Raw genomic sequence first — 20815 nt, forward strand, 5'->3', positions numbered from 1 at the left:
CCGCTCTCTTGTCCGTATGGCGGACAGCCCATGTCATCCCATGGGACGAGGAGTAGGGTGCCGACATGTCTCGCAGCATCAATCTCGCAGTGATTCCCGGTGACGGCATCGGCCAGGAGGTCGTGGCCGAAGGCCTCAAGGTCCTCTCCGCCGTCCTTCCGCAGGATGTGAAGCTGCAGACCAAGGAGTACGACTTCGGCGCCCGGCGCTACCACGCCACCGGTGAGACCCTCACCGACGCCGACCTCGACGCGCTCAAGCAGCACGACGCGATCCTGCTCGGCGCCATCGGCGACCCGTCGGTGCCGTCCGGCGTCCTGGAGCGCGGCTTCCTGCTCAAGCTCCGCTTCGCCTTCGACCACCACGTCAACCTGCGTCCGTCGAAGCTGCTCCCGGGCGTCGCCACGCCGCTGGCCGGCCAGCCGGAGATCGACTTCGTCGTTGTCCGCGAGGGCACCGAGGGTCCCTACACGGGCAACGGCGGCACCATCCGCAAGGGCACCGAGCACGAGGTCGCCACCGAGGTCTCCGTCAACACGGCCTTCGGTGTCGAGCGCGTGGTCCGCGACGCGTTCGCCCGCGCCCAGGCCCGCCCGCGCAAGAAGCTCACGCTGGTCCACAAGAACAACGTGCTGACCTTCGCGGGTCACCTGTGGACGAACATCTTCAACAAGGTGGCCGCGGAGTACCCCGAGGTCGCCACCGAGTACATCCACGTCGACGCGGCGACCATCTACCTGGTCACCCAGCCCGAGCGGTTCGACGTCATCGTCACCGACAACCTCTTCGGCGACATCATCACCGACCTCGCCGCGGCCGTCTCCGGCGGCATCGGCGTGGCCGCCTCCGGCAACATCAACCCCGGCGGCGCGTTCCCGTCCATGTTCGAGCCGGTCCACGGCTCGGCCCCGGACATCGCCGGTCAGGGCAAGGCCGACCCCACCGCCACGGTTCTGTCCGTCGCCCTCCTGCTGCGCCACCTCGGCTACGAGACCGAGGCGGCCCGCATCGAGGAAGCCGTCTCCGCCGACCTCGCGGAGCGCGGCGCGCTGCCCGCGCGCAGCACCTCGGAGATCGGCGACGCGCTCTCCGTACGCGTAGCCGGCTGACCCGTCGGTTCCGTATCAAGCCGCCGGGTCGCGTCAGCGCCCGGCGGCTTCCCCGTGTCCCCGCCGGGTGCCACCATCGACCCCTGGACCGCATTCACCCCGATTCCTTCCGCCCGTCGGCCCCGCGCGATAATCGAACGCGGAGCCGCGGTATGAGGGATTGCTCGGACGTCCTAGCACTGGCCACCGGCCATGCGGGAGTGAGCGCGGCCCCGTTCACTACAACCGGTGAAGGACAAGCACTCATGACGACGCCCACGATCGAGCTCAAGCCCTCCGCTACCCCGCTGGCCGCCGCGGAGCGCCAGGCGATCCTGGCCAGCCCCGGATTCGGCCGCCACTTCACCGACAACATGGTGACGATCAAGTGGACCGAGGGGCGCGGCTGGCACGACGCGCAGCTCGTTCCGTACGGGCCCATCTCCCTCGACCCCTCCACCCATGTCCTCCACTACGGCCAGGAGATCTTCGAGGGCCTGAAGGCCTACCGGCAGCCCGACGGCTCCGTCGCCGTCTTCCGCCCGGAGGCCAACGCCCGCCGCTTCCGCAACTCCGCCCGCCGCATGGCCATGGCGGAGCTGCCCGAGGAGCTCTTCATCGGCGCCCTGGACGCGCTCCTTGCCCAGGACGCCGACTGGGTCCCGCCGCACGGCGGCGAGGAGGCCCTCTACCTGCGCCCGTTCATGTTCGCCACCGAGGCCGCGCTCGGCGTGCACCCGGCCAACGAGTACCTCTTCATGCTGATCGCGTCGCCGTCCGGCGCGTACTTCCCCGGTGGCGTCGAGCCGGTCACCATCTGGGTCTCGGAGGACCACGTCCGCGCCGTTCCCGGCGGCACCGGCGACGCCAAGACCGGCGGCAACTACGCGGCCTCGCTGCTCCCGCAGGCCGAGGCGGCCGCGCACGGCTGCGCCCAAGTCGTCTACCTCGACGCGGTCACCCGCACCAAGGTCGAGGAGAGCGGCAGCATGAACATCGCCTTCGTCTACGGCGACCGCATCGTCACCCCCGAGCTGACCGGCTCCATCTTGGAGGGCATCACCCGCGACTCCCTCCTCCAGGTCGCCCGCGACCTCGGCTACTCCGCCGAGGAAGGCGTCGTCACCCTGGAGCGCTGGCGCGAGGACGCCGAGTCCGGCGCCCTCACCGAGGTGTTCGCCTGCGGCACGGCCGCCGTGGTCACGCCCATCGGCACGGCCAAGACCCGGACCGACGCCTGGACCCACGGCGACGGCACCCCCGGCCCGGTCACCATGCGCCTGCGCGAGGCGCTGCTCGGCATCCAGCGCGGTGTCACCGAGGACAAGCACGGCTGGATGCACCACCTCGGCCAGGCCGACAAGGCCTAGAACTCGCCCGCGGTCGTCAGGGCCGCCACGGACTCCGTGTCCATGGCGGCCCCGGCGCTGTTCCGGATGCGCGTCAGCAGCAGGTGGACGATGCCGCCGACGATCCCGGAGAGCAGGAAGCTGCAGTCCACGCCGCCGGTCAGGTCCAGCAGCGGGCCCTGGTACGACGGCAGGGACACGGCCAGCAGTCCGGTGCCGGCGCCCACCGCCCAGGCCACGGTGGCCCGGATGTTCCAGCCGGCCCGGTACCAGTAGATCCCGCCGCGCGCACGGCGGTTGAAGACCTGGAGGGCGTCCGCGTCGTACACGCCGCGGCAGCGGACGAAGCCGATGAGGGTGATCACCGCCCAGGGGGTGCCGATCGCCGTGAGGAGCAGGACGAAGGACGTCATCGCGGACTGCGCGTTCCAGGCGTAGTGGCCGACGAAGACACAGGCCGTGGCGACGACGGCGACCGAGTAGGTGGCACGGGCGCGGGACGCGCGGGGCAGGATCGCGTCCAGGTCGAGGCCCATGGAGTAGAGCATCAGACCCGCGTTGCCGACCGAGCCCGCGGAGGCGGACAGCAGCAGCGGGACCAGGTACCAGGCGGGCGAGGCGGAGACCAGCGGGCCCGCGTAGTCGAGCGCCGCGTGGGCCGCGTACGCGGTGAAGGTGCCGAAGAGCTGGGGGACCAGCAGGCCCAGGATCAGGCCCAGCCAGGTGGCGTGCAGCACCCGGCCCGAGGAGTGGCGGGCGGGGGAGATGTAGCGGGTGTAGTCGCCGAGGAGGGTGATGAAGGCGACCGGCCCGGACAGACCCGCGGCCACCATCGCCAGGCACCACGTCGGCCAGAAGCCGCCGAGCAGATAGCCGCCCGTCTCCGGCAGCGCGGACGTGGTGAAGTGCGGGGCGTAGGCGATCACGCCGAGCACCAGCAGGGCCGTCATGCCGATCGCGAGGACGCGGGACATGGCGAGCAGCACCCGGTAGCCGTACACCGCGCCCGCCACCGTCGCCGCGGCGAGCAGCGCGTACACGACGGCGTACGCCCCGTCGTCCGCCGGCAGCCCGAACAGGCGGCCCAGCACGCTCACCATCACGTCGCCGCCGATCCAGACGGTCAGCGCGGTGTAGCCCAGGGCCAGCAGGAGACCGACGACCGAACCGACCAGGCGGCCGCGCACCCCGAACTGGGCGCCGGAGGAGGTCGACAGGTTCGTCGCGGTGCGCAGGGAGACCAGCGCGAGCGGCGCGGTGAACAGCGTGCCGACCAGCGTGCCGACGACGACCGAGCTCACCGACGCCCACCAGCCGAGCCCGAAGGACGGCGGCAGCCAGCCGAAGATGATCACGCCCAGGCAGAGGTTGGAGCCCAGCAGGATCGAGACGAGATCCCGTGGCCCGCTGGTCCGCTCCGAGTCGGGGATGGTGTCGACTCCGCGCTGTTCTATCGGCATGGCTGGTCTCCTTCGACGGCCGCCTGAGGGTTAGAGCGACGTTCAATGTCTGTGACCAGATTCCGGATGTCAATGATTCCGTTCCATGAATCCTGCGTTTAGAGTGTTGCTCTAAATCGAGGAAGGCAAGGAGGTGCCGGGACGTGCGACTGACTCCCACGGAGCGTGACCGGCTGCTGCTGTTCTCGGCGGCGGAGCTGGCCCGGGCCCGCAGGGCGCGCGGCCTCAGGCTCAACGTGCCGGAGGCCACCGCCCTGATCGCCGACACGGTGTGCGAGGCCGCCCGCGACGGCGCCCGGCTCGCCGAGGCGATCGAGCGGGCCCGTACGGTGCTCGGCCCGGCCGACGTCCTGCCGGGCGTCGCCGACGTCGTCACCGAGGTCCACGTGGAGGCCGTCTTCGACGACGGCTCCCGGCTCGCGGTGGTCAGCGACCCGCTCGGCGGCGGGCTGGGCGAGCGGGCGCCGGGCGCGCTGCTGCCGGGTCCGCAGCACGCCGAGCCCGAGCCGGTCGTCCGACTGACGGTCACCAACACCGCCGGCGTGCCCGTCTCGGTCACCTCCCACTTCCACTTCTTCGAGGCCAACCCGCGGCTCGACTTCGACCGCGCCGCCGCCTACGGCATGCGCCTCGCCGTCCCCGCCGGGTCGTCCGTGCGCTTCGGGCCGGGGGAGAGCGGCGAGGTCGGACTGGTACCGATCGGCGGCGACCGGATCGCGATCGGCTTCGCCGGTCTGGTCGACGGGCCGCTGGACGCGCCCGGAGCGCGGGAAGAGGCCCTGCGCAGGGCCGCGGCCTGTGGATATCTGGGGGTCACGACAGAAGGAGGCGAACGATGAGCCGCGCCGGCCGCGAGATCGACGAGTCGATCCACATCGACCCCTACGCCTATGCGGCCACGCACGGCCCGCGGGCCGGCGACCGGATCCGGCTCGGCGACTGCGGCCTGGTGATCCGGGTGGAGTCGGACTCCCAGAAGCCCGGCGACGAGTTCCTCGCCGGGTTCGGCAAGACCGCCCGGGACGGGATGCACCTCAAGGCCGCCGCCGTCCGCGAGACCTGCGACGTCGTGATCAGCAACGTCGTCGTGATCGACGCGGCGCAGGGCGTCCGCAAGGTGTCCATCGGCATCCGCGAGGGACGGATCCGCGCCATCGGACGGGCCGGCAACCCCGACACCCTCGACGGGGTCGACGTCGTCGTCGGCACGGGCACGTCCATCGTGTCCGGCGAGGGGCTCATCGCCACCGCCGGCGCCGTGGACACGCACGTCCATCTGCTGTCGCCGCGCGTCATGGAGGCCTCGCTCGCCTCCGGCGTCACCACCATCATCGGGCAGGAGTTCGGGCCGGTCTGGGGCGTCGGGGTCAACTCACCCTGGGCGCTCAAGCACGCGTTCGGCGCCTTCGACGCCTGGCCGGTCAACATCGGCTTCCTGGGCCGGGGTTCGTCCTCCCACTCCGCCCCGCTCGTCGAGGCCCTCGCCGAGGGCGGTGCCTCGGGCTTCAAGGTGCACGAGGACATGGGCGCCCACACCCGCGCCCTGGACACCGCGCTGCGCGTCGCCGAGGAGCACGACGTCCAGGTCGCCCTGCACAGCGACGGGCTGAACGAGTGCCTCTCGGTCGAGGACACCCTGCGCGTCCTGGAAGGCCGCACGATCCATGCCTTCCACATCGAGGGCTGCGGCGGCGGACACGTGCCCAACGTCCTGAAGATGGCCGGGGTCCCGAACGTCATCGGCTCCTCCACCAACCCCACCCTGCCCTTCGGCCGGGACGCGGTCGCCGAGCACTACGGCATGATCGTCTCCGTCCACGACCTCAAGACCGACCTGCCCGGCGACGCCGCCATGGCCCGCGACCGCATCCGCGCCGGGACCATGGGCGCCGAGGACGTGCTGCACGACCTGGGCGCGATCGGCATCACCTCGTCGGACGCGCAGGGCATGGGGCGGGCGGGCGAGACCGTGCGCCGTACGTTCGCCATGGCCGGGAAGATGAAGGGCGAGCTGGGCCCCGCGCAGGGCGACGGGGCGGGCGACGACAACGCCCGCGTCCTGCGCTACATGGCCAAGCTGACCATCAACCCCGCCATCGCCCACGGCCTCGCCCACGAGGTCGGCTCCATCGAGGCCGGCAAGCTCGCCGACATCGTGCTGTGGCGGCCCGAGTACTTCGGCGCCAAACCGCAGCTCGTGCTCAAGGCGGGATTCCCGGCGTACGGCGTGGTCGGCGACCCCAACGCGGCCACCGACACCTGCGAACCCCTCGTCCTGGGACCCCAGTTCGGCGCGCACGGCGCGACCCCCGCCGACATCTCGGTCGCCTTCGTCGCGCGGGCCGCCCTCGACCAGGGCAACGACACGATGCCGACCCGCCGCCGCCGGGTCGCCGTCCGCGGCACCCGCGGCATCGGCCCCGCCGACCTGCGCCTCAACTCCCGTACCGGCGCCGTCGAGGTGGACCAGCGCAGCGGGCTGGTGACCCTCGACGGCGAACCGCTCCGCTCGCAGCCCGCCGACTCGGTCTCCCTCAACCGCCTCTACTTCCTCTAAGGACCCGCGACATGACCACCCCCGCAGCCGACGGTTTCCGCATGCCCGCCGAGTGGACCCCGCACGAGCGCACCTGGATGGCCTGGCCGGGCCCCAACCCCACCTTCGACGACCCGGACGACCTGCTGGCCTCCCGCATGGCCTGGGCGTCGGTGGCCCGTGCCGTCCTGCGCTTCGAGCCCGTGACCGTCGTGTGCGGGCCCGGCCGGTCGGCGGACGCGCAGGCGCTGCTCGGCCCGGGCGTCGACACCGTCGAGCGCGACCTCGACGACGCCTGGATGCGCGACATCGGGCCGACCTTCCTGACCAACGGCCGGGGCGAACTGGCCGCCGTGGACTGGACGTTCAACGGCTGGGGCGCCCAGGAGTGGGCCCGCTGGGAACACGACGCGCAGATCGCCGCCCATGTCTCGGACCTCGCCGGGGCCAAGACGTACGCCTCGGCGCTGGTCAACGAGGGCGGCGCGATCCACGTCGACGGCGAGGGCACCGTCCTGCTGACCGAGACCGTGCAGCTCGGCCCCGAGCGCAACCCGCACTGGTCGAAGGAGGAGGTCGAGGCCGAGATCCACGCCCACCTCGGCACCCGCAAGGCGATCTGGCTGCCCCGCGGTCTCACCGGCGACTACCCCCCGCACGGCTTCGGCACCCTGGGGCACGTCGACATCGTCGCCGCGTTCGCCCGCCCCGGCGTCGTCGTCGCCCACCACCAGCCGGACCCGGCCCACCCCGACCACGAGGTGACCAAGGAGGCCATCGGCATCCTGCGGTCTCAGACCGACGCCCGGGGCCGCCGCCTGGAGGTCGTCGAGGTGCCCGCCCCCACCGCCCTGGAGGCCGACGGCCACTGGGCCGACTACTCCTACATCAACCACTACCTGTGCAACGGCGGCGTCGTGCTGTGCGCCTTCGACGACCCGCGCGACGAGATCGCCGCCGGGATCTTCCGCCGCCTGTTCCCCGAGCGGACGGTGACCCTGGTGGACGCCCGTACGATCTTCTCCGGTGGCGGTGGCATCCACTGCATCACGCAACAGCAGCCGAAGATCTAGGAGCGACGCGATGGCCGGTGGGCGCAGACAGGCCCCGCCCCGCGAGGAGGTCCTCGCCGCGGCCATGGACATGATCGCCGAGCGGGGCCTGGAGAAGCTCACCATGGCGGCGCTCGGCCGCGAGGTCGGCATGAGCAGCGGCCACCTGCTCTACTACTTCCGCTCCAAGGACGAGCTGCTGCTCCGGGCCCTGGAATGGAGCGAGGGCAGGCTGGGCGCCGACCGGGGGCGGCTGCTGACCCGCCCGGGATCCGCCCGTGAGCGGGTGGACGCGTACGTCGACCTGTACGTCCCCGACGGCCACCGCGACCCGCACTGGACCCTGTGGCTGGAGGTCTGGAACCGCTCGCAGAACGCCGACGACGAGGCCCGCGACCGCCAGGCCGCCATCGAGGGCGCCTGGCACCGCGACCTCGTCGCCCTGATCGCGGAGGGCATCTCGCGCGGCGAGTTCCGCCCCGTCGACGCCGACCGCTTCGCCGCCCGGCTGCGCGCCCTCCTCGACGGCTTCTCCATCCATGTCGCGGTCGGGCTGCGCGGCACCGACCGAACGCAGATCCTCGGCCACGTACGGGAGTTCCTCGACGAGTCGCTCGGACGGCCGGAGCGCGCGGACGGCTGATCACTCGTCCGGGTTGTACGCAATCGGGCGGATTGACCCGCCGGTCCCCGGTGCGGTTGCATCCCGGTGAGCCCTCGGCGCGGGGCCGGGGGCGCACGGGGAACACAGGGGGAACCGCACTTGTATGCCAGTGCACGCACCGCACTCGCCACCGCTCTCGTCGCCGCCGTCGTGGCCGTGACCTCAGTGGCGGCGAGCGCGGCACCCAGGCCTTCGCGCACCGAGCCGGTCAGCGTCACGCCCTCGGGGCAGGCCGGCAACGGCTCCTCGTCCGGAGCCGTGATCAGCCGGAACGGCCGCTACGTCGCCTTCGCCTCGACCGCCTCCGACCTGCTGCCCGGCTCCTCGTCCGGCGGTGTCTTCGTCCGCGACCTGCGTACCGGCCGGCTCGCGCACGTGGCCGACGGGACCGATCCGTCGATCAGCGCGGACGGCCGCTACGTCGCCTTCGGCACCGGTTCCGAGATCCGCCTGCTCGACCGGCGCACCGGCCGCACCGAGCGCCTCGACGTGGGGATCCCGGGCACCTTCGGCACGGGACGCGCCGACGTGTACCTCAGCGGGAACGCCCGGTACGCCGTCTTCACCGCCGGCGGCCGGTACGACGGCCAGGAGGGCGGTCCGGTCGTCTTCCTGCGCGACCGGGCCAGGGGCACCACCGAGCGGATCAGCCGGACCAGGCCCGACTGGCAGCCGCGCGGGGCGTGGAGCCCGACGGTCAGCGACGACGGCCGCCGCGTCGTCTACGCGTACACCTACCTCAACGGCCCGCGCGGCGACGACTGGGGCGACATCTGGCTCCACGACCGCAGGACCGGCTCCGCCACCCAGATCGACCGTTCCTACGACGGCTCGCCGACCACCCGCGAGTCCCTGAAACCGTCGATCAGCGCCGACGGCCGTACCGTCGTCTTCGAGTCGGCCGACACCCACTTGGTCCCGGACGACACCGACAAGAGCTGGAACGTGTTTGTCCACCACATCTCGACGGGCGTCAACGAGCGCGTCCACGGCACCCGGGGCGGCAGCGCCGCGGTCTACACCCGGGACCCCGCCGTCAGTGCCGACGGCCGCCGTGTCACCTTCACCTCCGAGGTGCCCGAGCCCGGCAGCCGCTACGGCATCGAGTACCCGGTGTACGTACGGGACTTGAGGACCGGCCGGACCACCCTCGTCACCCCCGACGGCACCGGCGGCACGGCCTCGGCCGAGGTCGTCCCGGGCGGCATCGCGGCCGGCGCCCGCCGGATCGCCTTCACCTCCTGGGACGGGACGCTCAACGCGCACGGTGACACGAACGACGAACGGGACGTCTTCGTACGTACCGCATCCTGAGACAGTCGGTGAGCCGGGGGCGGCGTGTGCCAGACTGCCCCCGTGCTCACGTTCGCCATGATTATTGGCAGCAGGCGCGCCGGTCCGCAGTGACCACCACGTACGACCAGGTACGGGTGGCCACCGTCGTCCTAGACCCGCGCGCAGACCTCTCGCACCCGCGAGGGGTTTTTTCGTTTTCCTGGCCCACCTTCAGCCGGGGGCGGAGCGCGAGGGAGTATGGAGGGACGGTGGAGCCGGTCATTCCGGTAAGACCGAGATTCAACACAGGAGCCTTGAGACCATGACCGCAACCAGTGAGCTCGACGATTCGTTCCACGTCTTCGACACCACGCTGCGCGACGGCGCGCAGCGCGAGGGCATCAACCTCACCGTCGCGGACAAGCTCGCCATCGCACGGCACCTGGACGACTTCGGCGTGGGCTTCATCGAGGGCGGCTGGCCCGGCGCCAACCCGCGGGACACCGAGTTCTTCGCCCGCGCCCAGCAGGAGATCACCTTCAAGAACGCCCAGCTGGTCGCCTTCGGCGCCACCCGCCGGGCGGGTGCGAAGGCAGCGGAGGACCCGCAGGTCAAGGCGCTGCTGGAGTCCGGCGCCCCGGTGATCACCCTGGTCGCCAAGTCGCACGACCGGCACGTGGAGCTGGCGCTGCGCACCACGCTCGACGAGAACCTGGAGATGGTCCGGGACACGGTGTCCTTCCTGAGCGCGCAGGGCCGCCGGGTCTTCGTCGACTGCGAGCACTTCTTCGACGGTTACCGGGCGAACCCCGAGTACGCGAAGGCGGTCGTCCGCGCGGCCTCGGAGGCCGGCGCGGACGTGGTCATCCTCTGCGACACCAACGGCGGCATGCTCCCGGCCCAGGTGCAGGCGGTCGTGTCGACGGTCCTGGCCGACACCGGCGCCCGGCTCGGCATCCACGCCCAGGACGACACCGGCTGCGCGGTGGCCAACACCCTCGCGGCGGTCGACGCGGGCGCCACCCACGTGCAGTGCACGGCGAACGGCTACGGCGAGCGCGTCGGCAACGCCAACCTCTTCCCGGTGGTCGCGGCCCTGGAACTGAAGTACGGCAAGAAGGTCCTGCCGGACGGCCACCTGCGGGAGATGACCCGCATCTCGCACGCCATCGCCGAGGTCGTGAACCTCACCCCCTCCACCCACCAGCCGTACGTGGGCGTCTCCGCCTTCGCCCACAAGGCCGGTCTGCACGCTTCCGCGATCAAGGTCGACCCGGACCTGTACCAGCACATCGACCCCGAGCGGGTCGGCAACACCATGCGGATGCTCGTCTCCGACATGGCGGGCCGCGCCTCCGTCGAGCTCAAGGGCAAGGAGCTCGGCGTCGACCTCGGCGGCGACCGCGAGTTGGTCGGCCGGGTGGTCGAGCGGGTCAAGGAGCGCGAGCTCAAGGGCTACACCTACGAGGCCGCGGACGCCTCCTTCGAACTCCTGCTGCGTGCCGAGGTCGAGGGCAAGCCCCTGAAGTACTTCCAGGTCGAGTCCTGGCGGGCCATCGTCGAGGACCGCCCCGACGGCACCCACGCCAACGAGGCCACGGTCAAGCTCTGGGCCAAGAGCGAGCGCATCGTCGCCACGGCCGAGGGCAACGGCCCGGTCAACGCCCTGGACCGGGCCCTGCGCGTCGGCCTGGAGAAGATCTACCCCCAGCTCGCCAAGCTCGACCTCGTCGACTACAAGGTCCGCATCCTGGAGGGCGTGCACGGCACCCAGTCCACCACCCGGGTGCTGATCTCCACCTCCGACGGCACGGGCGAGTGGTCCACGGTGGGCGTCGCGGAGAACGTCATCGCCGCTTCCTGGCAGGCCCTGGAGGACGCCTACACCTACGGCCTGCTGCGGGCCGGCGTGGAGCCCGCCCAGTAGCCGGCCGGCCTCAGCAGGAGTCCTCGGCGAGCCCTTCGAACTCGCCGAGGCTCATCGCCCGGCCGTCGGCCCAGACCCGGCCGGGCCCCAGCCGGGCGATGTCCTCGGCGGAGAACTCGACGATCCCGTTGTAGGAGTCGCCGGTGACGTAGTGGGCGAAGACCAGCGAGTACCGGTGCCCCGGCAGCAGCCGCCGCGCGCCCCGGTGCCGGGCCCGCCAGTCCTGGGGCGGGGAGAAGAGCGGGAACGAGGCGTCCCCGCTCAGCTCCTCCTTCTCCACGTCCCAACCCGTGGTGACCGGCCCGTCCGCGGCGCCCCGCGCCCACCCGTCGAGCGACGGCATCCCGTAACCGTCGTCCCCGCAGGGCCGGATGAGCGCGTACGGCACCCCGTCCGCCCCCATCCGAACCCCGGCCAGCGGCAGATCGACGGCGCCGCACCCGGTCAGCAGCAGTGCCCCCGCGACGACGCCCGCCGCTGCCGCACCCGCACGTCTCATGTCCCGTCCCCCTCAAGGACGGGACACGGCCCGTCCTACTGCAACCGCCACTTCTGGTTGGCGGCTCCCGTGCACGACCAGATCTGCGCCCGTGCCCCGTTCGCCGACGAGTTGTCCGTCACGTCGAGGCACTTGTCCGCCGCCGTGTTGACGATGTCACCGGTCGAAGGGTTGTGCGACCACCGTTGTGCACCGCTCCCGTTGCAGTCGTACAACTGCACCTTGGCCCCGTTGGCCGTGGAACCCGACGTCACGTCGAGGCACTTGCCGAGCGCCTGGACCGAGCCGTCCGGCTGCACGGTCCACCGCTGGGCGGTCGTGCCGTTGCAGTCGTAGAGCTGCACGGCGGTGCCGTTGGCGCTCGACGCGCCCGCCACGTCCAGGCACTTGCCCGCGAGCCCGACGAAGGCCCCCGACTGTCCGCCCCCGCCGGACTGCGTGCCCGACCAGGTGAAGGTGGCCGACGTCTTGCCGGGCAGCGCGTAGGTCGCGTGCTGCCCGCCCCAGTTGACGGTCACGGTCTTCGCGGACGGGGAGTCGTTGTACGCGATCAGCGCCTTCGAGCCGTCCGGGTTGCGCCAGGCCACGTTCGGCACCGCCGAGGACGCCGTCGAGGCGATCCGCTGCGCGCCCGGCCGTACGAACTTCGTCAGGTGGCCCATCGTGTAGTACTCGACCGTGTAGTCGACCGTCCCGCTCTGCGCGTCCCCGTCGTGCACGGTGATCAGGCCGGTGCAGGTGCCGCAACCCCCGTTGTGCGGGCCCTTGTTCTGGTCCACCGCCAGCGACCACTTGGTCACCGACTTCGCCCAGTTCCGGGTGTAGTCCACGATGTTGAGCATGTCCTCGCGCTGCTGGTTCGCGATCCAGGTGCCGCCCGAGTGCTCGGTGCCGAACGCGTCCAGCGAGGGGTACTGGTTGTGGACCGCCGTCTGCTTGGCGATGTCACCGCCGTAGCCGTGCCAGGCGATGCCGCCGAAATTGGGGTGGTTGCGGACCGCCGCGTCGTCCACCGTCTGGGCGGCGTAGGAGTCGTAGACGTCCCAGTTCCAGTCGTGTGCGAGGACCTTCGTCGACAGCCCCGCCGACTGGAGCTTCGGCAGCAGCTCGCTCTTGGTGAAGTAGGCGAGCCCGCTCGCGTTCCAGCTCATCGACGGGTAGCCCGAGCAGCAGGTGGGCTCGTTCTGCGCGGTGACGTAGGAGACGTCGACGCCCTGGTCCCGGTACGCCTGGAGGTACTTCACGAAGTACGAGGCGTACGACCCGTAGTCCTCCGCCTTCAGCCAGCCGCCGTTGAGCTGCCCGCTGTCCTTCATCCAGGCCGGGGCCGTCCACGGCGAGGCCATCACCGTCAGGGACGGGTTCAGCTGGAGCGCCTGCTTCGTCAGCGGGACGACGTCCGCGAGGTCGTGCGCGATCGAGAACTTCGACAGCGAGGGGTCCGTCTGCCCGGCCGGCACGTCGTCGTAGGTGTACCCGTACCGGGCCAGGTCCGAGGCGCCCATGGGGTTGCGCAGGAAGGACAGCCCGATCCCGTCCGTCGGCGAGAACAGCTTGCGCATGGTCGCGTCCCGGGTCGACTGGGACAGCGCCCCGCTGCTGTTCATCAGCCAGGCCGCGGTGTCGGTGAAGGATGCGCCGCCCCCGGTGAAGGTCTGGTACCGGGTGTTCTCGTCGACCGTGATGTTCTCGCCGCCGCCCCCGGTGCCGGACTGGAAGGCGAACGGCGTCTGGGCCTGGAGCCCGCGGACCACATGGCGTCCGCCGTCGTCGTCGGTCGTGGTCAGCCAGGCGGTGACCTGTTCGCCGGACGCGTGCGCGGGGGACACGGCCGCGGTGAAGCCCGCGGCGGTGAGCAGTCCGGCGAGGAGCAGCCGGAGCGCCGGTGGGGTTCTCCTCATGGTGCGCAACCCTTCTCGTGGGGGACAACAAGGCTGTTGCGGAGGGGATTTGAGCCCGGATCCGTGCTGACACGGCGTCTTGACGGGTATCCGGGGCGCTAGTTAACTCATGACGTGAGCTAAGTCATGAGTGAACCACGAGAGCCTCGGGAAGGTCCATGCGAAGAACCGCCCTGCTCGCCTCCGCCGGTCTGCTGACCGCTCTGCTCCCGCTCGCCTCGGCCCACGCGGCCGACGACCCCGCCCCCGTCCCGGTCGACCGCTTCGAGGGCGAGGTCCCCTTCGCCTCCCAGCCCGCCGAGGGCATCTTCACCTGGGGCAGCGACGCCGACGACCCGCCCGCCCTCGGACTCGCCGACCGCGCCGACGCCCCCGAGGGCGCCAAGGTGCTCGCCGGCACCTACGACATCAGCGGCTACGGCGGCCTCACCCACGACTTCGCGGCGAACGAGGCCGCCCACGACTGGTCTGCCCACAAGGGCATCCGGTTCTGGTGGGACGGCCAGAACAACGGCAAGAAGATCGCCTTCGAGATCAAGGACGGCGGCGCGGGCGGCGAGGCCTCGGAACTCTGGACGACCTCCTTCACGGACGACTTCAGCGGCTGGAAGCAGATCGAGATCCCGTTCACCGACTTCGTCTACCGCACCGACTACCAGCCCGTCGGCGGCATCGACCACGTCCTCGGACTGACCGGGATGTGGGGCTACGCACTCACGCTGCCCGTCGGCGTCAAGGGCCGGTTCGCCATGGACGACGTCGAGCTGTACGGCAAGGCCGACCAGTCCCTGCGGGCCTCCGTCACCACCGACGCGGCCGTGTACCCGGTCCGGGAGGGCGGCACGGCCACCGTCCGGGTCGCCCTCGCCACCACCGGCGCCGCGCCCCTCGACGAGCCCGTGACGGTCGCCTACGAGACCGCGGGCGGCACCGCCGACCCCGGCAAGGACTACACCCCGGTCTCCGGCACCCTCACCTTCCCGGCGGGCACGGCCTCCGGCGCCGTACGGACCGTCCAGGTCCGCACCACCAAGGACAAGGCCGCCGAGTCCGCCGAGACCATCCCGCTCAAGCTGACGGTGACCGGCGCCAAGCCGCCCGCCGAGTCCCCGCAGGTCGTCGTCGACGCGCACGGACTGCCTTACCTGGACGCGAAGTTGCCGGTGCGCAAGCGCGTGGCGGACCTGCTCGGACGCATGTCCCTGGCGGAGAAGGCCGGCCAGATGACCCAGGCCGAGCGCGGTGCCGTGGCGAACGGCGGTGACATCGCCATGTACGGCCTCGGCTCCCTGCTCTCCGGCGGCGGCTCGACCCCCACGCCCAACACGCCCGAGGCCTGGGCGAAGATGGTCGACGGCTTCCAACTCCGCACGCGGGCCACGCGGTTCCAGATCCCGCTGATCTACGGCGTCGACGCGGTGCACGGCCACAACAACCTGGCCGGGGCCACGATCATGCCGCACAACATCGGCATCGGCGCGACGCGCGATCCCCAACTGGCTCAGAAGGCGGGCGCGGTGACGGCCGCCGAGGTACGCGCCACCGGCATCCCCTGGGACTTCGCGCCCTGCCTCTGCGTCACCCGCGACGAACGCTGGGGCCGTTCCTACGAGTCCTTCGGCGAGGACCCGGCGCTCGTCGAGTCCATGGAGACGGTCGTCCAGGGCCTCCAGGGACGGGCGAACGGCAAGGACCTGAGCCGCAACGACAAGGTCCTCGCCACCGCCAAGCACTTCGTCGGCGACGGCGGCACCGAGTACGGCTCGTCGACCACGGGGTCGTACAAGATCGACCAGGGCGTCACCAAGGTCACCCGGCAGCAGCTGGAGGCCGTCCACCTGGCGCCGTACCAGGGCGCCGTCGACCGGGGCATCGGCACGGTCATGCCCTCGTACTCCTCGCTCGACATCCTCGGCGACGGACAGGGCCCGGTGAAGATGCACGCCCGCGCCGACATGATCAACGGCGTGCTCAAGGGCCGGATGGGCTTCGACGGCTTCGTCATCAGCGACTGGAACGCCATAGACCAGCTCCCCGGCGACTACGCGTCGCACGTCCGCACCTCGGTCAACGCGGGCGTCGACATGATGATGGTGCCGTACTCGTACAAGGACTTCAGCGCGAAGCTCGTCGACGAGGCGACGGCCGGCCGGATCAGCGAGAAGCGGATCGACGACGCCGTGTCCCGCATCCTCACCCAGAAGTTCCGCCTCGGCCTCTTCGAGCGCCCGTACGCCGACACCACCGGCGCCGCGCGGATCGGCTCGGCCGAGCACCGGGCGGTCGCCCGGCAGGCCGCCGCCGAGTCGCAGGTGCTGCTGAAGAACGACGGCGGCGTACTGCCCCTGAAGACCTCGCAGAAGGTCTACGTCGCCGGCTCCAACGCCGACGACATCGGCAACCAAACCGGTGGCTGGACCCTCACCTGGCAGGGCTCCTCCGGGAACATCACCAAGGGCACGACCGTCCTGCAGGGCCTGCGCGACGCGGGCGGTGACGTCACCTACTCCAAGGACGCCTCGGCGCCCACGTCCGGCTACGACGTCGGTGTGGTCGTCGTCGGCGAGACCCCGTACGCCGAGGGCGTCGGCGACGTCGGCAACGGGCACGACCTGGAGCTGTCCGCCGCCGACAAGGCCGCCGTGGACAAGGTGTGCGCGGCCATGAAGTGCGCGGTGCTGATCGTCTCCGGGCGGCCGCAGCTGATCGGCGACCGGCTCGGCTCCGTCGACGCCCTGGTCGCCTCCTGGCTGCCGGGCACGGAGGGCGACGGCGTGGCCGACGTGCTCTACGGCACCCGGCCCTTCACCGGGCGGCTCCCCGTGACCTGGCCCAAGTCCGAGGCCCAGCTGCCGATCAACGTCGGCGACGCGTCGTACGACCCGCAGTTCCCCTACGGCTGGGGGCTGACGACCCGGACCAGGGCGCCGGAGGGCGACGCCGCGACGCTCCGGGCGCTCGGGGCCGCCGCGGCGACGGCCGAGCGCAAGGGTGCCGACGAGGCCGGGCGCGCGCTGGTCACCAAGGCCCGGCTGATCGTGCAGAACCGGGTGGGGCAGCGGATCACGCCGGCGGTGGCGAAGCCCTTCGCCGACGCGGAGCACCTGCTGCTGACCGGACGGTACGCGCGGGCGGTCCAGGAGCTGACGGCGGCCTATCGGGCGGCCTGAGGGGCAGGTGGGAGGCGCACCTGACGGTGGGCGCCTCCCACCTGCATCAATGACTGATTTGCGGAGGTTTCGGGTAGCTTCGAATCATGAAGGCCGTCGTACGGACCCGAAGCCTGGCCGGGCTGCTGCTGGCCCTGACGCTCGCCGTCCTCAGCGTGCTCGCGCCCGGCGCCGCGGCGGTCACCGGCATCTCGGCGGTCGCCGACTCCCTGCGCAAGAACCCGGTCTACGTCGACCCGGCGGCCTCCAGGCAGCTCTCACCGACGACCGCGGCGGCCCTCCGCCGACAGATCGAGCGCGCCGACAAGCCCCTCTTCGTCGCCGTGCTCCCGGCCGACTACCCCACCCGCGACCTCTTCACCGACCTGCGCACCGCCACCGGCATCACCGGTCTCTACGCCGTCCGCCTCGGCGACCGCTTCGACGCGCGCGCCGACTCCTCGGTGATGTCGCGCACGGCCGTGCGGAACCTGGTCACCAGCGTCCAGGGCGAGGACGCCAGGACCCAGTTGACCGACTTCACCGACCGCGCCCTCGCCAACATGGGCGGCAAGGCCCCCGCGTCCTGGGGCTCCCCGGGGGGCGGCCACGGCGTCTCCGGCACCGCGCTGATCACCGCCGCCGCCGTGCTGGTGGCGGGCGGCGCGGGCGCCTACGCCCTGGTCCGGCGCAACCGCCGCCGCCACGACGAGGAGCAGCGGGCCGCCCTGGAGCGGCTGCGGGTGGTCGTGGACGAGGACATCACGGCCTTCGGCGAGGAACTGGACCGGCTCGACTTCCACCCGGCCGAGCCCGGCGCCGACGACGCGATGCGCGCGGACTACGAACGCGCCCTGGACGCCTACGAACAGGCGAAGCAGGCCATGGCGGAGGCCCGCAGACCGGAGGACGTCCGGGCCGTCACCCAGACCCTGGAGGACGGCCGCTTCTCGCTGGCCCAGCTGGCCGCCCGCCGGGAGGGCCGCCCCCTGCCCGAACGGAGGCCGCCCTGCTTCTTCGACCCGCGCCACGGCCCCTCGGTCGCCGACGCGACCTGGACGCCTCCCGGAGGCACGTCCCGCGAGGTGCCGGTCTGCGCCGCGGACCGGACCCGCCTGGCCGACGGCCGCGACCCGGTGGTCCGGGAGGTCGACACCGACTACGGCCGCCGCCCCTACTGGGACGCGGGCCCGGCCTACGGCCCCTGGGCGGGCGGCTACTTCGGCGGCGGCATCCTGCCCGGCCTGCTCGTCGGCACGCTCCTGGGCAGCGCGATGGCGACTCCGTCGTACGCGGCCGACTACGGCACGGGGTACGGCGACTTCGGCGGTGGCTACCAGGGCGGCGACGTCTCCGGCGCGGACTTCGACCCCGGTGACTTCGGGGGCGGGTTCGGTGACGGCGGGGGAGGGGACTTCGGCGGTGGCGGCGACTTCGGCGGGGGTGGCGACTTCGGCGGCGGGTACTGACCCGTCCGGCACGGGTCCGGCGCGGGGGCGGCGCCGGACCCGTGGTTCTCCCTCGGTAGTACGTCAGTACGTCAGTACGTCGTGCGGTGTGCGGTGTGCGGTGTGCGGTGTGCGGTGTGCGTCAGAGCGTGGACGCGGCGGCGGCGATGGCCGAGGCGAAGGTGGAGACCTCGGTGTAGACGCCGGGGGCGTTGGGCCGCGCGCAGCCTATGCCCCAGCTGACGATGCCGACCTGAATCCAGGCGCCCGCGTTGTCCCTTCGGAACATCGGGCCGCCGGAGTCGCCCTGGCAGGTGTCGACGCCGCCCGCCGTGTAGCCGGCGCAGATCTCCTCGTCCGGGATGAGGCCGCTGTAGCCGCGGTAGGACCGACAGGTGGCGTCACTCACGAACGGCACGGTGGCCTTCAGCTGATAGCGCTGCTGGCCGCCGCCCTCGGTGGCCGCGCCCCATCCGGCGATGGTGAAGGTGCCGGTGTTGTACTCCGGGGTCGTGGCGATCTTCAGTGTCGGCAGGTTGACGGGGGAGGCGAGCTTGATGAGCGCCCAGTCCTTGCCGTCGCCGTCGTACCCGGGGGCCTGGTAGACCTTGGTGGACTTCACCCGGACCCGGCCGCTGGTGGACTGGAGGTCCACGACACCGGCCGTGGCGGTGATGCTGGTGTTGTTGCCGGTCCCGTCCACGCAGTGCGCGGCGGTGAGCACGATCTGCTGTGTGTAGAGGGCGCCGCCACAGCCCATGGAGAGCCGGACCATGAACGGGAACTCGCCCTGTGCGGCGCGGGTTCCGCCGACGACGGGCTGCGGTGCGGCCTGTGCGGCCGAGACGGGCTGAAGACTGGCGATGGCGAGGGCGGCGGCGCCGATGGCCGCGCATCTCTTGAGTGCGGTGAGGAGTCTCTTCAACGTGATGCCTTCCGTGGGGGGTGAAGGCTGACGCGCTCATGCCAATCGCACGCAAAGAAGTTGCCCAGCTGTTGGCATGGGCTGGTCAAATCCTGTCGCTGGATTATGCGAACGCCGTGACCCCGCACACAAGTGCCGTGAATCAGCCACGTGCGCGGACGGTGACGGCCGCCGTCGCGAAGCCGCGGATACGCGAGCGCCCGCCCTCTCTCACGGGGGAGTCAAGAGGGCGGGCGCGCTCAGGGTCGCGTGCGGGGTCCGGGAGCCGGCTCAGCCGACCGGGCGGCGCCGGACGGTCACGCGTTCTTGATGGCGGAGATGTCGAAGTTCAGCTTGATCTTGTCGGAGACGAGGACGCCACCGGTCTCCAGCGCCGCGTTCCAGGTCAGGCCCCACTCGGAGCGCAGGAGCTCCGCCTTGCCCTCGAAGCCGACGCGCTCGTTGCCGAACGGGTCCTTCGCGGAGCCGTTGAACTCCAGGTCGATGGTGATCGGCCGGGTGACGCCGAGGATCGTCAGGTCGCCGGTGATGCGGTAGTCGTCGCCGCCGAGGGCCTCGGTCCTGGTCGAACGGAACGTCATCGTCGGGTGCTCGTCGATCTTGAAGAAGTCCGCCGACTTCAGGTGACCGTCGCGGTCCGCGTTGCCGGTGTCGAGGCTGTCCATCTTGACGTCGATCGAGGCCTTCGACTTCGACGGGTCCGTGCCGTTCAGGCTCAGCGAACCGGCCAGGTCGAGGAAGGCGCCCTTGACGTTGGTGACCATGGCGTGGCGGGCCACGAAGCCGATGGTGGTGTGCGACGGGTCGATCGTGTAGTCGCCGGTGACGGCGGCCAGTTCGGGGCTGACGGCGGCCTGTGCGGGGACGGCGGGGGTGGCGGTCTCAGCGGTGTTCTTGCGGCCGAAGATGCCCATGATCTGCTCCTTGGGGGGACGGGAGTCCGTGAAGTTGAATGTTCAATGAGGAGAACAGGGTCGACGTTAGACCTATTCCGTTCAATATTCAACATCATCGAGAAACGTGTCGCGAAGACTACCGTGTGTGATGAATGGATCCGGGTCGGACGTACGGCGCCGTCGCACCGGCTACCCTCACTGGACCGCCGTTCGGGGTCCCGTTCACTCCAGGGATGGCATGCGCGCCACGCGAATGGCAGGTGGCTCGCAGGTAACCGCTTTGTGGCACCCCTACAAAACCGACGCCCCCTGAGAGTCGGAACGGCTGCATGTCGCCCAGGTTCTGTTCAGGGGTACCAGGAAAACGGGCCGGAGACTGTACGGAGTCGACGGCTCGCTTTCCTTGCGGTCCTTCGTAAGGTCGCTACATGACCGTTTTGGAAGAGACGACGGGTGAGCCGACCGGCGAGCCGACGGATGCGCGCGGGCGGGTGGCCGAGCTGCACGAGATCCGTACGCAGGCCGTGGCGGGTCCCAGCGAGAAGGCGACGGCGGCGCAGCATGCCAAGGGCAAGCTGACGGCGCGGGAGCGGATCGAGCTGTTGCTGGACCCGGGTTCCTTCCAGGAGGTCGAGCAGCTGCGTCG

General features: G+C 71.4%; 16 protein-coding genes. 11 read left to right on the forward strand and 5 right to left on the reverse strand.

Translation table 11 applies throughout. The features are described from left to right. Positions 1-65 precede the first annotated feature (65 nt). Together ACWGKT_RS44800 and ACWGKT_RS44805 are read left to right on the forward strand one after the other, a co-directional pair. Positions 66-1109, forward strand: a complete 1044-nt coding sequence (locus ACWGKT_RS44800) for a 3-isopropylmalate dehydrogenase (protein ID WP_453278237.1) — start codon at positions 66-68, stop codon at positions 1107-1109. Positions 1110-1354: 245 nt separating this feature from the next. After that, entirely contained in the window at positions 1355-2458 is a 1104-nt protein-coding gene (locus ACWGKT_RS44805; protein WP_453278238.1) for a branched-chain amino acid aminotransferase, read from the forward strand. Here ACWGKT_RS44805 and ACWGKT_RS44810 read toward each other — a convergent pair. Beyond that, a complete protein-coding gene (locus ACWGKT_RS44810) occupies positions 2455-3897 on the reverse strand; it encodes a cytosine permease (protein WP_453278239.1) in 1443 nt (480 codons plus the stop codon). The genes ACWGKT_RS44805 and ACWGKT_RS44810 overlap by 4 nt on opposite strands. A gap of 143 nt (positions 3898-4040) precedes the next feature. Between ACWGKT_RS44810 and ureA the strand changes: the two genes are divergently transcribed. From ureA to cimA, 6 genes are all read left to right on the forward strand, one after another. Continuing rightward, positions 4041-4736, forward strand: a complete 696-nt coding sequence (gene ureA, locus ACWGKT_RS44815; RefSeq protein WP_356149082.1) for an urease subunit gamma — start codon at positions 4041-4043, stop codon at positions 4734-4736. Continuing rightward, positions 4733-6454: an urease subunit alpha gene (locus tag ACWGKT_RS44820; RefSeq protein ID WP_453278240.1), complete on the forward strand. Its 1722-nt coding sequence runs from the start codon at positions 4733-4735 to the stop codon at positions 6452-6454. Before ureA ends, ACWGKT_RS44820 begins: the two co-directional genes overlap by 4 nt. An 11-nt stretch (positions 6455-6465) precedes the next feature. After that, complete coding sequence (locus tag ACWGKT_RS44825; protein ID WP_453278241.1) at positions 6466-7506, forward strand: agmatine deiminase family protein; 1041 nt, start codon at positions 6466-6468, stop codon at positions 7504-7506. Positions 7507-7516: 10 nt separating this feature from the next. After that, positions 7517-8128 carry a TetR/AcrR family transcriptional regulator gene (locus tag ACWGKT_RS44830; protein WP_453278242.1) on the forward strand — a complete coding sequence of 204 codons (612 nt, stop codon included), beginning with the start codon at positions 7517-7519 and terminating at the stop codon, positions 8126-8128. 120 nt (positions 8129-8248) lie between these two features. Further along, on the forward strand, positions 8249-9463 hold the full coding sequence (locus ACWGKT_RS44835; RefSeq protein WP_453278243.1) for a TolB family protein: 1215 nt from the start codon (positions 8249-8251) through the stop codon (positions 9461-9463). A 283-nt stretch (positions 9464-9746) separates the two neighbouring features. Beyond that, complete coding sequence (cimA, locus tag ACWGKT_RS44840; protein ID WP_453278244.1) at positions 9747-11351, forward strand: citramalate synthase; 1605 nt, start codon at positions 9747-9749, stop codon at positions 11349-11351. A 10-nt stretch (positions 11352-11361) separates the two neighbouring features. On the opposite strand, the gene ACWGKT_RS44845 is transcribed toward cimA, so the two are convergent. Then, entirely contained in the window at positions 11362-11850 is a 489-nt protein-coding gene (locus ACWGKT_RS44845; protein ID WP_453278245.1) for a hypothetical protein, read from the reverse strand. A gap of 35 nt (positions 11851-11885) precedes the next feature. Further along, positions 11886-13751, reverse strand: coding sequence for a ricin-type beta-trefoil lectin domain protein (locus ACWGKT_RS44850; RefSeq protein ID WP_453278246.1), 1866 nt, complete (start codon positions 13749-13751; stop codon positions 11886-11888). Positions 13752-13909: 158 nt separating this feature from the next. Here ACWGKT_RS44850 and ACWGKT_RS44855 point away from each other — a divergent pair, with 158 nt between their 5' ends. Beyond that, on the forward strand, positions 13910-16921 hold the full coding sequence (locus tag ACWGKT_RS44855) for a glycoside hydrolase family 3 protein (protein ID WP_453278247.1): 3012 nt from the start codon (positions 13910-13912) through the stop codon (positions 16919-16921). 86 nt (positions 16922-17007) lie between these two features. Next, positions 17008-18369, forward strand: a complete 1362-nt coding sequence (locus ACWGKT_RS44860; RefSeq protein ID WP_453278248.1) for a hypothetical protein — start codon at positions 17008-17010, stop codon at positions 18367-18369. Positions 18370-18490: 121 nt separating this feature from the next. On the opposite strand, the gene ACWGKT_RS44865 is transcribed toward ACWGKT_RS44860, so the two are convergent. Next, positions 18491-19273: a S1 family peptidase gene (locus ACWGKT_RS44865; RefSeq protein ID WP_356149052.1), complete on the reverse strand. Its 783-nt coding sequence runs from the start codon at positions 19271-19273 to the stop codon at positions 18491-18493. 296 nt (positions 19274-19569) lie between these two features. After that, positions 19570-20187 carry a YceI family protein gene (locus tag ACWGKT_RS44870; RefSeq protein ID WP_356149049.1) on the reverse strand — a complete coding sequence of 206 codons (618 nt, stop codon included), beginning with the start codon at positions 20185-20187 and terminating at the stop codon, positions 19570-19572. Between the two features lie 410 nt (positions 20188-20597). Between ACWGKT_RS44870 and ACWGKT_RS44875 the strand changes: the two genes are divergently transcribed. After that, positions 20598-20815 (forward strand): carboxyl transferase domain-containing protein (locus ACWGKT_RS44875; RefSeq protein ID WP_453278249.1); only part of this gene is annotated, 218 nt, incomplete at its 3' end.

The organism is Streptomyces sp. NPDC054794, from assembly GCF_053611585.1.

Bases quoted from the DNA above. Each gene is read 5' to 3' on its own strand.
- ACWGKT_RS44800 (WP_453278237.1), top strand. From the start codon at position 66: ATGTCTCGCAGCATCAATCTCGCAGTGATTCCCGGTGACGGCATCGGC.
- ACWGKT_RS44805 (WP_453278238.1), top strand. From the start codon at position 1,355: ATGACGACGCCCACGATCGAGCTCAAGCCCTCCGCTACCCCGCTGGCC.
- ACWGKT_RS44810 (WP_453278239.1), bottom strand. From the start codon at position 3,897: ATGCCGATAGAACAGCGCGGAGTCGACACCATCCCCGACTCGGAGCGG.
- ACWGKT_RS44820 (WP_453278240.1), top strand. From the start codon at position 4,733: ATGAGCCGCGCCGGCCGCGAGATCGACGAGTCGATCCACATCGACCCC.
- ACWGKT_RS44825 (WP_453278241.1), top strand. From the start codon at position 6,466: ATGACCACCCCCGCAGCCGACGGTTTCCGCATGCCCGCCGAGTGGACC.
- ACWGKT_RS44830 (WP_453278242.1), top strand. From the start codon at position 7,517: ATGGCCGGTGGGCGCAGACAGGCCCCGCCCCGCGAGGAGGTCCTCGCC.
- cimA (WP_453278244.1), top strand. From the start codon at position 9,747: ATGACCGCAACCAGTGAGCTCGACGATTCGTTCCACGTCTTCGACACC.
- ACWGKT_RS44845 (WP_453278245.1), bottom strand. From the start codon at position 11,850: ATGAGACGTGCGGGTGCGGCAGCGGCGGGCGTCGTCGCGGGGGCACTG.
- ACWGKT_RS44850 (WP_453278246.1), bottom strand. From the start codon at position 13,751: ATGAGGAGAACCCCACCGGCGCTCCGGCTGCTCCTCGCCGGACTGCTC.
- ACWGKT_RS44855 (WP_453278247.1), top strand. From the start codon at position 13,910: ATGCGAAGAACCGCCCTGCTCGCCTCCGCCGGTCTGCTGACCGCTCTG.
- ACWGKT_RS44860 (WP_453278248.1), top strand. From the start codon at position 17,008: ATGAAGGCCGTCGTACGGACCCGAAGCCTGGCCGGGCTGCTGCTGGCC.
- ACWGKT_RS44870 (WP_356149049.1), bottom strand. From the start codon at position 20,187: ATGGGCATCTTCGGCCGCAAGAACACCGCTGAGACCGCCACCCCCGCC.